The organism is Cellulomonas sp. PhB143 (assembly GCF_003752595.1).
Lineage (GTDB): Bacteria > Actinomycetota > Actinomycetes > Actinomycetales > Cellulomonadaceae > Paraoerskovia.
Genome location: NZ_RKIJ01000011.1, coordinates 240464 through 255025, shown reverse-complemented (window position 1 = coordinate 255025; position 14562 = coordinate 240464). Strand labels below are relative to the sequence as shown.

The 14562-nt window shown below is 75.2% G+C and carries 13 protein-coding genes; 4 read left to right on the top strand and 9 right to left on the bottom strand.

The features are described 5' to 3' along the window. Positions 1–98: 98 nt before the first annotated feature. From araA to EDF32_RS07390, 6 genes are all read right to left on the bottom strand, one after another. On the bottom strand, positions 99–1607 hold the full coding sequence (gene araA / locus EDF32_RS07415; RefSeq protein ID WP_123307886.1) for an L-arabinose isomerase: 1509 nt from the start codon (positions 1605–1607) through the stop codon (positions 99–101). Further along, positions 1604–2314, bottom strand: a complete 711-nt coding sequence (locus EDF32_RS07410; protein WP_123307885.1) for an L-ribulose-5-phosphate 4-epimerase — start codon at positions 2312–2314, stop codon at positions 1604–1606. The genes araA and EDF32_RS07410 overlap by 4 nt, the downstream gene beginning before the upstream one ends. Next, positions 2311–3939, bottom strand: a complete 1629-nt coding sequence (locus EDF32_RS07405) for a xylulokinase (protein ID WP_123308059.1) — start codon at positions 3937–3939, stop codon at positions 2311–2313. The genes EDF32_RS07410 and EDF32_RS07405 overlap by 4 nt, the downstream gene beginning before the upstream one ends. A 111-nt stretch (positions 3940–4050) precedes the next feature. Next, positions 4051–5079 (bottom strand): LacI family DNA-binding transcriptional regulator, encoded by a 1029-nt coding sequence (locus tag EDF32_RS07400; RefSeq protein WP_370449941.1) that lies wholly within the window; start codon positions 5077–5079, stop codon positions 4051–4053. Between the two features lie 5 nt (positions 5080–5084). Next, positions 5085–5978, bottom strand: coding sequence for a pyrroline-5-carboxylate reductase (proC, locus tag EDF32_RS07395; RefSeq protein WP_123307883.1), 894 nt, complete (start codon positions 5976–5978; stop codon positions 5085–5087). Positions 5979–6000: 22 nt separating this feature from the next. After that, positions 6001–6654, bottom strand: coding sequence for a hypothetical protein (locus EDF32_RS07390; RefSeq protein WP_148061577.1), 654 nt, complete (start codon positions 6652–6654; stop codon positions 6001–6003). A 118-nt stretch (positions 6655–6772) separates the two neighbouring features. Between EDF32_RS07390 and radA the strand changes: the two genes are divergently transcribed. Together radA and disA are read left to right on the top strand one after the other, a co-directional pair. Beyond that, positions 6773–8194: a DNA repair protein RadA gene (gene radA / locus EDF32_RS07385; RefSeq protein WP_123307881.1), complete on the top strand. Its 1422-nt coding sequence runs from the start codon at positions 6773–6775 to the stop codon at positions 8192–8194. Between the two features lie 76 nt (positions 8195–8270). Then, entirely contained in the window at positions 8271–9356 is a 1086-nt protein-coding gene (disA, locus tag EDF32_RS07380; protein WP_123307880.1) for a DNA integrity scanning diadenylate cyclase DisA, read from the top strand. 21 nt (positions 9357–9377) lie between these two features. Here the strand turns inward: disA and EDF32_RS07375 are convergent, their stop codons facing one another. Next, a complete protein-coding gene (locus tag EDF32_RS07375; protein WP_148061576.1) occupies positions 9378–10076 on the bottom strand; it encodes a hypothetical protein in 699 nt (232 codons plus the stop codon). 132 nt (positions 10077–10208) lie between these two features. Here EDF32_RS07375 and EDF32_RS07370 point away from each other — a divergent pair, with 132 nt between their 5' ends. Continuing rightward, a complete protein-coding gene (locus EDF32_RS07370; protein WP_123307878.1) occupies positions 10209–11099 on the top strand; it encodes an A/G-specific adenine glycosylase in 891 nt (296 codons plus the stop codon). 19 nt (positions 11100–11118) lie between these two features. Here the strand turns inward: EDF32_RS07370 and EDF32_RS07365 are convergent, their stop codons facing one another. Together EDF32_RS07365 and EDF32_RS07360 are read right to left on the bottom strand one after the other, a co-directional pair. After that, positions 11119–11652, bottom strand: coding sequence for an amino-acid N-acetyltransferase (locus EDF32_RS07365; RefSeq protein ID WP_123307877.1), 534 nt, complete (start codon positions 11650–11652; stop codon positions 11119–11121). Positions 11653–11720: 68 nt separating this feature from the next. Next, positions 11721–12668 (bottom strand): sugar-binding transcriptional regulator, encoded by a 948-nt coding sequence (locus EDF32_RS07360; RefSeq protein WP_123307876.1) that lies wholly within the window; start codon positions 12666–12668, stop codon positions 11721–11723. Positions 12669–12780: 112 nt separating this feature from the next. Here EDF32_RS07360 and EDF32_RS07355 point away from each other — a divergent pair, with 112 nt between their 5' ends. Further along, positions 12781–14529, top strand: a complete 1749-nt coding sequence (locus tag EDF32_RS07355; protein WP_123307875.1) for a glycerol-3-phosphate dehydrogenase/oxidase — start codon at positions 12781–12783, stop codon at positions 14527–14529. Positions 14530–14562 lie beyond the last annotated feature (33 nt).

The following is a 14562-nucleotide window of genomic DNA, read 5'->3' as shown; positions in this document are numbered from 1 at the left end:
ATTCCGCCCCTAGATTCGAAGAATCAGGGGCGGAATTCGACATCTCGGCGGACGGGCGGGCGGGCGGGGGCCGGCGGGCGGGGCGGGGGGGTCGGCGGCTACAGGCCCTGGGCCATGCGGTGGTAGACCTGGTTCCAGCGCAGCTCGCGCTGGAACCCGCGCGGCGTCGTCGTCTCGTCGATCAGGGCGAGCTCGACGCCCGCGATCTCCGCGAAGTCCTCGAACGCCTCCCGGCCGAGCGCCGTCGTCATCACCGTGTGGTGCGCCGCGCCCGCCATGAGCCACGCCTCGGCCGACGTCGCGAGGCTCGGCTCCGGCTCCCACACCGCCCGCGCCACGGGCAGATGGGGCAGGTCGTGGCCGGCGTTGACCACCGTGACCACGTTCGCCGTGAGCCGGAACCGGTCGCGCAGGTCGCTCATCGCCACCACGAGCGCGGGCCCGGGGTCGGTGTCGAACACGAGGCGCACCGGGTCCTCGCGGTCCCCGATCCCCAGCGGGTGGATCTCCAGCCGCGGGCGCGACGTCGTCAGCGACGGGCAGATCTCGAGCATGTGCGCGCCGAGGATGCGCTCGGCGCCGGGCACCAGGTCGTACGTGTAGTCCTCCATGAGGCTCGCGCCGCCGGGCAGCCCGTGGCCCATCACCTTCGCGACCCGCACCAGCACCGCGGTCTTCCAGTCGCCCTCGGCGCCGAACCCGTAGCCCTCGGCCATCAGCCGCTGCACGGCGAGGCCCGGGAGCTGGCGCAGGCCGCCCAGGTCCTCGAACGTCGTCGTGAACGCCGTGTGCCCGCCCTCGGCGAGGAACGAGCGCAGGCCGATCTCCTGCCGAGCCCCGTAGCGCAGCGACTCGTGCCGCGCTGCCCCCGCCCGCAGCTCCGGGACGACGTCGTACAGCTCCTCGTACGTCGCGACGAGCGCGTCGACGTCGGCGTCCGCGACGGACTCGACGCGCTCCACCAGGTCGTTGACGCCCCAGGTGTTCACGGAGACGCCGAAGCGGATCTCCGCCTCCGTCTTGTCCCCCTCGGTCACCGCGACGCCCCGCATGTTGTCGCCGAACCGGGCGAGGCGCATGTGCTGGGCCGCGTCCCACCCCGCGGCGGCGCGCGCCCACGTCCCGACGCGCCGCTGCACGTCCGGGCTGCTCACGTGCCCGACGACGGTCTTGCGCGCCACGCCGAGCCGCGTCTGGACGTACCCGAACTCGCGGTCGCCGTGGGCGGCCTGGTTGAGGTTCATGAAGTCCATGTCGATATCGGCCCACGGCAGCTCGACGTTCGCCTGCGTGTGCAGGTGCAGCAGCGGCTTGCGCAGCGCATCGAGGCCGCGGATCCACATCTTCGCGGGCGAGAACGTGTGCATCCAGGCGACGACGCCCAGGCACCCGTCGTCGGCCCCGGCGTCGAGCATCGCGCGCAGGATGGCGTCGGCGTCGGTGAGCACCGGCTTCCACACGACCCGCACCGGGACGTCGCCGGCCGCGCCGAGCTGAGCCGCGACCGCCTGCGACTGCTCCGCGACCTGCCGCAGCGTCTCCTCGCCGTAGAGCCCCTGGCTCCCGGTGAGGAACCAGACCTCCTTGCCCTCGAACGGGTCGTTCATGCGTCGCGCCTCTCTGTGTGGTCCTGCTGTCCGTACACGCCCTGGTACCTCGCGTACAGCGAGTCGATGTCGCCCTGCGCGATCGGCACGGTCTCGCCGAGCTGGCGGGCGACGTGCACGGTCCGGGCGACCTCCTCGCACATCACCGCCGCCTTGACCGCGGCCCGCGCGTCGGGCCCGATCGTGAACGGCCCGTGGCCCCGCATGAGCACCGCGGGGCTGCGCGAGCCGCGCAGGGTCTCGACGATCCCCCGGCCGATCGAGTCGTCACCGATCAGCGCGAACGGCCCCACGGGGATGTCGCCGCCGAACTCGTCGGCCATCATCGTCAGCACGCACGGCACCGGCTCGCCCCGCACCGCCCAGGCGGTCGCGTAGGTGGAGTGCGTGTGCACGACGCCGCCCACCTCGGGCAGGTGGCGGTAGACGTAGGCGTGGGCCGCGGTGTCCGACGACGGTGCGCCGGTTCCCTCGACCAGCTCGCCGTCGAGGTCGCACACCACCATCGCCTCGGGCGTCAGCTCGTCGTAGGTGACGCCCGAGGGCTTGATCACCAGCAGGTCGTCCGTGCCGTCGCCGCCCGCCCGCACACGCTCCGAGACGTTGCCCGCGGTCCACACCACGAGCCCCCACCGCGGCAGCTCGGCGTGCAGCGCGGCCACCCGGACCCGGGCGGCGTCGACCGCCGCGCGCAGCTCCTCGTTCATCGCTCCTCCGTGGTTCCCGCGGGAAGCGCTGCGACGGCGGCCCGCTCGGCGTCGAGACCGGCCTCGAACCGGTCCAGGTAGACGGCGAACCCCGCGACGTCGTCCGCGTCCGGCTCGGCGGTGACGGTCTGCGCGGACGCGAAGACCCGCTCGCGCAGGAAGGTGTCGAGATCGGCGCCGGCGCCCGCGCCCAGGTAGGAGGCGAGCACCGCGATCCCCCACGCGCCGCCCTCGCCGGCGGCGCTGCCCACCGTCACGGGGACGTCGAGCGCGGCGGCGAGCAGTCGTTGCGCGGCGCCCGCGGTCCGGAACATCCCGCCGTGGGCGTACAGCGCGTCCACGGCCACGCGCTCCTGCGCGAGCGTCCGCATCCCGAGCGCGAGCGTCGCGAAGGCGGTGTCGACCTGCACGCGCGCGAGGTTGGCGAGCGTCAGCCGGCTCTCCGGCGTCCGCACGAGGAGCGGACGACCCTCGTCCAGCCCGGTGACCGGCTCGCCGGACAGGTAGTTGTACGCGAGCAGGCCACCGCCGTCGGCCTCGCCCTCGAGGGCGGCGCGGAACAGGGCGCGGAAGACGTCGTCGGGCGCCGCGGGGCGGCCGAGCGCGGCGGCGAGCTCGCCGAACAGCCGCGCCCACGCGCCGAGCTCGTCGGCGCCGTTGTTGCAGTGCACCATCGCGACCGGGTGCCCGGCGGGCGTGGCGACGACGTCGATCTCCGGGTGGACGCGGTCGAGGGGCTTCTCGAGCACGACCATCGCGAAGATGCTGGTGCCGGCGCTGACGTTGCCCGTGCGCGGGGCCACGGAGCAGGTCGCGACCATCCCGGTGCCCGCGTCTCCCTCGGGCGGGCACAGCGGGACCCCGGCGCGGAGGGTCCCCGTCGGGTCGAGCCACGCGGCGCCGACGGGCGTCAGCCGCCCCGCCTCCTCGCCGGCGGCCCTGACCTCCGGCAGCACGTCGGCGAGCCGCCACGGCACGCCGTGGCGGGCGGCCAGCGCCTCGTAGGCGTCGAGCATCCGCCGGTCGTAGCCCCCCGTCCGCGGGTCGAGCGGGAACATCCCCGAGGCGTCCCCCACCCCGAGGACCGAGCGCCCGGTGAGCCGGCGGTGCACGTACCCGGCCAGGGTCGTCAGCGACGCCACCTGCGCGACGTGGGGCTCGTCGTCGAGCACGGCCTGGTAGGCATGGGCGACCGACCAGCGCCGCGGCACGTTGTGGCCGAACGCCTCGGTGAGCTCCTCGGCCGCACGGCCGGTGGTGGTGTTGCGCCAGGTGCGGAACGGCACGAGCAGCGCGTCCTGCGCGTCGAACGCCAGGTAGCCGTGCATCATCGCGGAGACGCCGAGCGCCCCGAACGTCGTCGGGCGGACGCCGTAGCGCTCCTCGGCGTCCGCGACGAGGCGCGCGTAGCACTCCCGCAGGCCCTCCTCGACGGCGTCGAGGGAGTACGTCCACGTGCCGTCGACGAGCCGGTTCTCCCAGTCGTGGCTCCCCGTGGCGAGCGGGGTCCCGTCCTGGCCGACGAGGCACGCCTTGATCCTCGTCGAGCCGAGCTCGATCCCGAGCGCGGTCCGCCCGGCGGCGACGGCCTCCCGGCCGTCGTTGCTCTCGTCCTGCTGCCCCATCGCCGCGTGCTCCACCCTGGGTCGACCGTCGTCCGGGCTGCGCCGCCCGGATCGCACTTCTTCGTGTTAACGCTCACATCGTGCCGTCTCCCGCCCTGGAGAGCAAGTCGCTCAGCCCGTCGGCGGCGCCGTCGAGGACCGGACCACGAGCCGGGGCGCGATCGCGACGTCGCGCGCGACCGCGACGTCGCCCAGCGCCGCGACCAGCACGTCCAGGCACTCGCGCCCCAGCTCGTCGAACGGCTGGCGGACGGTCGTCAGGGCGGGCACGAGGTACGCGGCGCCCTCGACGTCGTCGAACCCGACGACCGAGACGTCGTCGGGCACGCGGACGCCACGCTCCCAGAACGCCCGGAGCAGACCGAGGGCGAGCTGGTCGTTCCCGGCGAACACGGCGGTCGGGCGCGCGGCGCCCGTCCTGTCCGCCAGGCCCAGCCCGGAGCGGTAGCCGCGCTCCGCGCTCCAGTCCCCCGCGGCCAGCAGTCCCGCGGTCCCCAGGCCGGCGTCCGCCATCGCGTCGCGCCACCCGAGCACCCGCTCGCGGGCGTCGAACCAGTCGTCCGGACCGCTCAGGTGCATGATCCGCTCGTGCCCGAGCGAGACCAGGTGCTCGGTCGCGAGCCGCGCCCCGGCACGCTGGTCCACCGCCACCTCGAGGCCCGTCCCGGCACCCTCGCGGGCGGCGACCAGCACCACCGGCACCGGCGAGCTGAACGAGTCGACGGCCGCGGCGACGTCGTCCTGCGGCGCGATGACGACGATCCCCTCGACACCCTGCGACATGAGGTGCTCGAGGACCGTGCGCATGGCCTCGCCGTCGTAGCTCGCGAGGGCCGCGACGCTGACGAAGTACCCCGCGTCCCGCGCCGCGCGCTCGATCGCGAACAGCGTGCTCGTCGGGCCGTAGAGCGGCGAACCGGTGGTGACGACCCCGATCGTCGCCGACCGGCTCGTCACGAGCGCGCGCGCCGCGCTGTTGCGCCGGTAGCCGAGGGACTCGATCGCCGCCAGCACGCGGGCCCGCGTCTGGGGACGGACGCTCGGGTGCCCGTTGAGCACGCGGGAGACGGTCTGGTGCGAGACCCCCGCGACCTGGGCCACGTCCGCCATCGCGGGCGCGCGGCGCCGTGCGGCGACCACGCGGGCTACTTTGCCCCGGCCGTGCCGGAGACCCCGGCGGCGAGCTCCGCGGAGATCTCGGCGGACCGGGCGCGGGCCGCGGTGAGCGCGTCCACGAACGCGGCCCGGACCCCGCCGCGGTCGAGCTCGCGCAGCGCCGCGATCGTGGTCCCGCCGGGCGAGGAGACGTTCTCCCGCAGCACCGCCGGGTGCTCGCCGGTCTCGTCCGCCATGCGCGCGGCCCCGAGGACCGTCGCCGTCGCGAGCCGGCGCGCCGTCGCGCGGGTCAGGCCCATCAGCGTGCCGGCCTCCGCCAGCGCGTCGAGGACGTAGAAGACGTAGGCGGGCCCGGAGCCCGAGAGCGCGGCCACCGCGTCCTGGTCCTTCTCCTCGACCCGGAGCACGAGCCCCGTCGCGGCGAGCAGGCGCTCGACCAGCTCGAGGTGCTCGTCGCCCGCCGCGCGGCCGCCGCTGATCGCGCTCACGCCGGCGCCGATCGAGGCGGGCGTGTTGGGCATGACGCGCACCACCGGCGTGCCGTCCGGCAGCAGCGCCTCGTAGACCGAGCACGGCAGGCCGACGGCGACGCTCGCCACGAGCGCCCCCGGCCGCAGCGACCCGGCGACGTCGCGCAGGAGCCCCGCGACGTCCTTCGGCTTGACCGCCACGAGCACGACGTCGGCCTCCGCGGTGGCCGCGGCGTTGTCCCCGCTCGTCCGCACGCCGTACCGGTCCGCGAGCTCGGCGGCGCGCTCGGGGCGGCGCGCGGTGGCGACGACGCCCCGGGGCGACCAGCCCGAGGAGAGCATCCCGGCGAGCACCGCCTCGCCCATCGTCCCGGTGCCGAGGACCGCGACGGTCGGCTCGCTCCGGTCCGTGCGCTCCGTGTCCGTGCGCTCCGCGCTGTCGGCGTCGCTCATCAAGGTCCTCTGCTCGTGTCGGCTACAGCGGGTACGCCGCGTAGACGTCCGCCATGTCGGCCGACGGCCCGGAGGCCCGCAGCACGACCGTACCGTTGCGCCACACGACGGTCGACGTACCCGAGCCGTCGTCCACGCGGACGTACGTCCCCGCGACGTCCTGCCCCACCAGCACGTCGCCGCTTCCGACCGGGTCGCCGAGCGACGCGGTCGCCGCCTCGTAGGCGTCCGCCGCGTCGTCCTCGTCCGTCCACTGCCCGACGTCGACCGTGACCTTCGCGGCGCCGGAGCCCTCGCCGTCCGCGTAGACGACCCGCCACGCCTCGTGCGGGTCCTGCTCGTCGAACGCGGTCGAGTCCCCCTCGGAGACGAGCGCGAACCGCAGCACGTGGTCGGGGAGGGCGAGCGCCAGCGCCGTGTCGTCCTCCGCCCGCGCCGCCGGGGAGATCGCCGGCGTCGGGGCGGCCGACGGCGTGACCGTCACGGCCGGCGCAGGCGCCGCCTCGTCGTCGGACGTCGCGAAGCCCGGCCAGACGAGGGCGAGCAGCGCGAGGACCACCAGCACCGCGACGACGAGCCCGCCCAGCACGACCAGCCGGCGCCGGCGGTAGACCTCCGGCGCCACGGGCGGTCCGGGCCGGGGCGGTGCGGGCCGGGGCGGTGCGGGCTCGCTCATGCGTTCTCCTCGCGGGGGGTGCGGGTGCCGGGTGCTGGTGCCGGCGGCGCGGCCAGCCTAGTGGGCGGCGACCGGGGCCGCGGGGAGGCTGTCGGGGGCCGGGGGTAGCGTCCACGACGTGAAGACCACGACGACGTCCGCCCGCGCCGCGGGCCGCCCGGCCCGCCCCGCGTACCGGTGCTCGGAGTGCGGCTGGACCACCTCCAAGTGGGTCGGCCGCTGCGGGGAGTGCCAGGAGTGGGGCTCGGTCGTCGAGGCGGGTGCCGCGCCGTCGGCTCCGCGCACCACGGCCGTGGCGCCCACGCGCTCCCCGGCCCGCCCCATCGGCGAGATCGACGTCGAGGCCTCGCGGGCCACGCCCACCGGGGTGGGCGAGCTCGACCGCGTGCTCGGCGGCGGGCTGGTGCCCGGTGCCGTCGTGCTGCTCGCCGGCGAGCCGGGCGTCGGCAAGTCCACGCTCCTGCTCGCCGCCGCGAAGAACGTCGCCGAGGGGCCCGACGGCGGTCCGGCCCGCCGCGTCCTGTACGTCACCGGCGAGGAGTCGGCGGGGCAGGTGCGCCTGCGCGCCGAGCGGATCGGCGCGCTCGCGCCGGGTCTGCTCCTCGCGGCGGAGACGGACCTCGCCACGCTGCTCGGCCACGTCGAGGCCGTGGACCCGGACCTGCTGGTCGTCGACTCCGTGCAGACCATCGCCTCGGGCGAGGTGGACGGCGCGCCCGGCGGCGTCTCGCAGGTGCGGGAGGTCGCGGGCGCCCTGATCGCCGCCGCCAAGGAGCGCGACCTGCCGGTCATCCTCGTCGGGCACGTCACCAAGGACGGCGCGGTCGCCGGCCCCCGCACCCTCGAGCACCTCGTCGACGTCGTGTGCCAGTTCGAGGGCGACCGCCACTCGCGCCTCCGGTTCGTGCGGGCCAGCAAGAACCGCTACGGCCCCACCGACGAGGTCGGCTGCTTCGACCTGTCCGAGTCCGGCATCGTCGGCCTGCCCGACCCGAGCGGGCTGTTCCTCTCGCACAGCGCGGCGCCGACGCCGGGCACCTGCCTGACGGTGACGCTCGACGGGCGGCGCCCGCTCGCGCTCGAGATCCAGTCCCTGGTCGTGCCGAGCCCCCTCGCCAACCCGCGCCGCACCACGAGCGGCGTCGAGTCGAGCCGGCTCGCGATGATCCTCGCCGTGATGCACCGCCACGCCGGGGTGCGCCTGGGCGACCACGACGTCTACGTCTCCACGATCGGCGGGGCGCGCGTCGCCGAGCCGGCCGCCGACCTCGCGATGGCGGTCGCGACGATCTCCGCGCGGGAGGACGAGCCGCTCCCCCCGGGGACGCTGGCGGTCGGCGAGGTCGGGCTCGCCGGCGACATCCGCCCGGTCACGGGCCTCGAGCGCCGGCTGAGCGAGGCGGCGCGCCTCGGGTTCACCCGCGCGGTCGTGCCGGCGCGCTCGGAGGTCCGCGCGCCGGCGTCGATCCAGGTGCTGCACGCACACCACCTCGCCGAGGCGGTCGAGCTCGCCCGCTCCGGCACCCCCGCACGGCGCTGATCTCGACCGGGTCACGGTCCCGCGCGGCGCCGCCGCAGGCCGGTCGCCGCGGCCCGCGCGGCCGTAGTATCGGACCGTGCCCCAGACTCCCGCCACGCCCGACGGCCGCCTCCGCGAGACGCTCGCCCGCGTCGCCCCGGGGACCGAGCTCCGCGACGGCCTCGAACGCATCCTCCGCGGCCGTACCGGCGCGCTCATCGTGCTGGGCCTCGACGACGTCGTGGAGTCGCTGTGCTCCGGCGGGTTCGTGCTCGACGTCGAGTTCTCCGCGACGCGGCTGCGCGAGCTGTCCAAGATGGACGGCGCCGTCGTCATCGACGACGGGGTCACCAAGATCCTGCGGGCCGCGGTGCAGCTGCTGCCCGACTCACGCATCGCGACCACCGAGTCCGGGACCCGGCACCGCACCGCGGAGCGCGTCGCCAAGCAGACGGGCCTGCCGGTCATCTCCGTGAGCCAGTCCATGAAGATCGTGGCGGTCTACCTGGACAACCAGCGCTACGTCCTCGAGGACTCCGACACCATCCTCGGCCGGGCGAACCAGGCGCTCGCCACGCTCGAGCGCTACCGGGCACGCCTCGACGAGGTCAGCGGCACCCTCTCGGCCCTCGAGATCGAGGACCTGGTGACGGTGCGCGACGTCTGCGCGGTGGTCCAGCGCCTCGAGATGGTCAGCCGCATCTCGGACGAGATCGCCGGGTACGTCGTCGAGCTCGGCACCGACGGCCGGCTCCTCGAGCTCCAGCTCGACGAGCTCATCGGCGGCATCGGCACGGACCGGGACTTCGTCATCCGCGACTACGTCGACCTCGTGCGCAGCGGGTGGACCATCGACGACGTCAAGGACCGCCTGCGCGAGCTCACCTCCACCCAGCTCCTCGACCTCAGCCAGATCGGGCGGGTGCTCGATCTCCCGGGCGCGGGCGAGGCGCTCGACGCCGCGGTCGCACCGCACGGGTACCGCCTGCTGTCGAAGGTGCCGCGGCTGCCGACCGTCGTCCTCGACCGGCTCGTCGACCACTTCGGCAGCCTGCAGAAGATGCTCGCCGCCGGCGTCGACGACCTCATGGCCGTCGACGGCGTGGGCGAGCAGCGCGCCCGAGGGGTCCGCGAGGGCCTGTCCCGGCTCGCCGAGTCGAGCATCCTCGAGCGCTACGTCTGACGCGCGCCGGCCGGCCTGGCGTCAGTCGTCTGCCGTCGGGTCGGCGCTCGGGTCTGCCGTCGGGTCGGCGCTCGGATCGGCGCTCGGGTCGGCCGTCGGGTCGGCGGTGGGCACAGCCTTCGGCTTCGGCTCGAGCGCGATCTCGAGCGGCGGGCTCGCGGCACCCTTGACGCCGGCCAGGCTGGCGGCGACGTCGTACCGGCCCGCGCCGACGGCCTCACGATGCTCGTCGGCGCAGCCGCCCGACGTCGTCCGCCGGTCCCACCGGTAGGTCTGCGTGTCCGTGTCTCCGCGGCCCAGGAGCAGCGTGCGCTCGCCCTTGCCGCAGTCGGCGGTCGAGTACACGGCCTTCCCGCCGGTGCTGATGACGAGCGGGCGCCCGGTCGCGGACGCCTCGACGAGGCACGGGGTGCGCCCGACGTGGGTGACCCGCACGGTGAAGGACGGGTTCTGCGAGGGCGTGTAGCTCGTCGCGCCCGAGGTGACGGAGAGGTCGACGTCGTCCGCGGTGCAGGCCTCGGGGGCGCCCGGCGGCGCCGGGGTCGGGGGCGCCGTCTTGACCGGCTGCACCCCCGCGGCGTCGTCGGCCCCCGCGGCGGGGAGCGCGAGCCGCACCGCCGCGACCACGACCACGAGGAGCGCGACCACCACCGCGAGCGCCACGAGCCGCCGGACCCAGAACACCCGTGCGGCGGGGCGGGGCGGTCGGGGCGTGCTCACGGTGTGCTCCTCGGGCTGGTGACGGCTCGGTCTGCGGGGGTGGCGGCGGCCGCTGCCCACGCTACGTCGCGGGCGCGCCCGTCCGGGGCAACCTCGCCGAGAGCCGGCCGACCGGGGCAGAATGGGCGCGCCATGCTGCACGCCACCGACCCGCACGCCGGGCTCCGCACCGCCGTCGTCGACTGGTTCGCCGCCTCGGCGCGCGACCTGCCCTGGCGCGCGGCCAACCGGACCCCCTGGGGCGTGCTGGTCAGCGAGGTGATGCTGCAGCAGACGCCGGTCGTGCGGGTCGAGCCGCGCTGGCGGGCGTGGATGGACCGCTGGCCGGAGCCCGCCGACCTGGCCGCGGCGTCCACGGCCGACGTCCTGCGGGCGTGGGACCGGCTCGGGTACCCCCGCCGCGCGCTGCGGCTGCAGGAGTGCGCGCGGGCGGTCGTCAAGCGGCACGGCGGCGGGGTGCCCGACGACGAGGCGGCGCTGCTCGCCCTGCCGGGAGTGGGGACCTACACGGCCGCGGCGGTCCTGGCGTTCGCGTTCGGCCACCGCAGCGTCGTCGTCGACACGAACGTGCGGCGCGTGCTGGCCCGGGCCGTCACGGGCACCGCGCTCCCGCCCCCGTCGCCTCGCGCGGCCGAGCTCGCGCTCGCCGCCGCCGTCGCCCCGCGGGACCCGGCGGCCTCGGCCCGCTGGGCCGCCGCGTCGATGGAGCTGGGGGCCGTGGTCTGCACGGCGCGCGCCCCCCGCTGCGACGCGTGCCCGGTGCTGCACCTGTGCGCCTGGCAGGCGGCCGGCGCTCCCGCCGACGAGCACCGGGGCCGACGGCGCACCCAGGCCTGGGCGGGCACGGACCGTCAGGTGCGGGGCACGGTGATGGCGGCGCTGCGCGGGTCCCCCGGCCCGGTGCCGCGCGCGAGCGTCGCGGCCCTCTGGCCCGACGCGGCCCAGCTCTCGCGGTGCGTCGCGGGCCTCGTCGAGGACGGGCTCGTGGAGCAGGAGGGCGCCGCGTACCGGCTGCCGGGCTGAGCGGTCAGGGCCCGAGCGGTCACAGGTCGACGAGCATCCGCGTGTTCCCCAGGGTGTTCGGCTTGACCCGGGCCAGGTCGAGGAACTCGGCCACGCCGTCGTCCCGCGAGCGCAGGAGCTCGGCGTACACGTCGGCGGAGACGGGGGTGCCCTCGATCTCGCGGAACCCGTGCGCGGCGAAGAAGTCGACCTCGAAGGTCAGGCAGAACACGTGCGCGATGCCGAGCGCGCGCGCCCGCTCGAGCAGCGCGTCGAGCACCAGGTGCCCGACGCCGCGGCGGCGGCAGGAGGGGTCGACGGCGAGCGTGCGCACCTCGGCGAGGTCCTCCCACATGACGTGCAGGGCGCCGCAGGCGACGACCTCGCTCCCCGCCACCGCGCCCGCCGCCCGCTCCGCCACGACGAACTCCTGCACCGCCTCGTAGTACCCGACCCTCTCGCGGGCGAGGAGGATGCGGTCCGCGGCGTACGGGGTGACGAGCGACCCGATCCGGCGGACGTCGGCGGGCAGCGCGGGGCGGACGGTCAGCACGTCGTGCGGGTCGGTGGGCACGTTCTACCTCCGAAAGGGTCGGTTCTGAATAAAGATACCGTCCTCCACACAGTGATGCAGCAGGCGGGTCATCGGCGCGCGACCAGCCGGCCCGCCGTGACCTCGTCGACGACCAGGTGGGTGACCGCCCGGGCGTTGAGCGCGGCCCGCAGCGGGACCACCTTGTTGTCCCCCGCCACGACGCAGACCCGGCGCGGGACGCGCCGCAGCTCGACCGGCGTCGGGCCCGTCGCGCGCTCGTTCAGCGCGATGTCGCTGTAGGAGCCGTCCGCGCGCAGGAACACGGTGCACACGTCCCCCACCACGCCCTCGGCGTCGAGGGTCGCGATGTCGTCGGGCTCGAGGTAGCCGGAGGAGTACACGTGGCTGGGCAGCCCGCCGGACAGCGCCCCGACGGAGAAGAGGGCGATGTCCGCGCGGCGCTGCACGTCGAGCACCCGGCGGATCGAGCGCTCGCGCCACATCGCCTGCTTGGTCTCGGCGAAGTCGAAGAACGCCGGGACCGGGAAGTAGTGCTCGGTCGCCTGGAACGCGCCGGCGAACGCGGCGATGAGGTCGCTCGCGTAGCTCACGCCGGTCGTGCGCGTGTTGGCCGCACCGTTGAGCTGGACGACGGCGCTGCCGCGGGTCGGCTTGCTGGTCAGGTTGTGGGCGATCGCCGACAGCGTGGTGCCCCACGCGACCCCGAGCACCGTGTCGGAGTCGAACCACGTGGCGAGCAGGCGCGCGGCCGTGATCGCCACCTGGTCGAGCCGCTGCAGCTGCGAGGCGCGGTCCGGGACCGGGACCACCCACGCCTCGATGCCGTAGGTGCTCGCGATGCGCTCGCCCAGGGCGGAGGCCGGCCCGTGCGGCGGCCGCACCGTGATCTCCACGAGGCCCGTCTCCCGCGCCCGCTTGAGCAGGCGCGAGACCGTGCTGCGGGACGTGTGCAGGTGCTTGGCGATCGCCGCCATCGTCAGGTCCTGCAGGTAGTACATCGACGCCGCCTGCAGGACGTCGCCCTCGCTCTCCATGCCACCCTCCGACCGCTCCACGCAACCGCGTGCACATATGTGCACGGGGTTTGCGACAACGTGCTCCGAGTGTGACCTTAGAACAGACGCACCGCTGACCGAGAGGATCCTCATGGCTTCCGTCCGACTCACACCCGAGTCCCGAGCGCAGTCGCTCGCCGCTCTCGAGGCCACCTCCGAGCCGCAGCACGAGCTCGACGTCCTCGTCATCGGCGGCGGCGTGACCGGCGCGGGCATCGCGCTGGACGCGGCGACACGCGGCCTGTCCACCGCCGTCGTCGAGGCCCAGGACTGGGCCTCGGGAACCTCGAGCCGCTCCAGCAAGCTCGTGCACGGCGGGCTGCGCTACCTGCAGATGCTCGACTTCCACCTGGTGCACGAGGCCCTCACGGAGCGCGACCTGCTCCTGAAGACGATCGCCCCGCACCTCGTCAAGCCCGTGCCGTTCCTCTACCCGCTCGAGCACCGGGTCTGGGAGCGCGGATACGTCGGCGCCGGCATCGCGCTGTACGACACGCTCGCGAGCATCGCCCCGGGCAAGCGCGCCCTGCCCCTGCACCGCCACCTCACGCGGTCCCAGATGTCCCGCAAGTTCCCGGACCTCGCGCACGACGCCGCGATCGGCGCCGTGCAGTACTGGGACGCCGCGGTGGACGACGCCCGCCTCGTCAGCACGCTGGTCCGCACCGCCGTGTCCTACGGCGCGCACGCCGCGTCCCGCACGCAGGTCGTCGAGCTCACCAAGGGCTCGACGGGCACGGTGAACGGGGCCGTCCTCGTCGACCTCGAGTCGGGCAAGGAGATCGCCGTCCGCGCACGCTCGGTGATCAACGCCACGGGCGTGTGGACCGAGGACACCGAGGCCCTCGCCGGCGACGAGGGCGGCCTGAAGGTGCTGGCCTCCAAGGGCGTCCACATCGTGGTCCCGCGCGAGCGCATCAAGGGCCGCGTCGGGCTGATCCTGCAGACCGAGAAGAGCGTCCTGTTCGTCATCCCCTGGTCGCGCTACTGGGTGATCGGGACGACGGACACGCCCTGGGAGCAGGAGCTCACCCATCCCGTGGCCACCTCCGCGGACATCGACTACGTCCTCGAGCACGCCAACGCCGTCCTCGCTCAGCCCCTGACCCGGGAGGACATCGTCGGTACCTGGGCCGGCCTGCGCCCCCTGCTGCAGCCGGGGACCAAGGAGGGCACCGGATCGGCGAAGGTCTCGCGCGAGCACACCGTCGCGAGCCCGACCCCGGGCCTGACCGTCATCGCGGGCGGCAAGCTGACCACGTACCGGGTGATGGCCAAGGACGCCGTCGACTTCGCGATCGGCCAGCGCGCCTCGGCCCTGCCGTCGATCACGGACGAGATCCCGCTGACCGGCGCGGTGGGCCTCGCCGCCGTCCGCCGCCAGGCCCGCACCTGGGCGCAGGAGCTCGGCTGGAGCCACGCGATGGTCGACCACCTGCTGCACCGCTACGGCTCGAACCTCAGCGAGATCGTCGACGCGTGCCGCGCGGACCGCTCGCTGGCCGCCCCGCTCGCCGAGGCCCCGGCGTACCTGCGCGCGGAGATCGCCTATGCCGCCACCCACGAGGGCGCGCTGCACCTCGAGGACGTCATGCTGCACCGCACGCGCCTGAACTACGAGGTCGAGAACCGCGGCCTCGGGGCCCTCCCGGAGATCGCCGACATCGTCGCGCCGGTCCTCGGGTGGGACGAGGCGACGAAGCAGGCCGAGGTCGCCTCGTACACCGAGCGGGCCCGCGCCGAGGCCGCGGCCGAGCAGGAGACCGACGACGCCGCGGCCGAGGTCGCGCGCCTGGCGGCCGACGACGTCGCACCGCTGCTGCCGCTGCGCACCAGCTAGACCGCACCACCGCACGACCCGCACCACCGCACG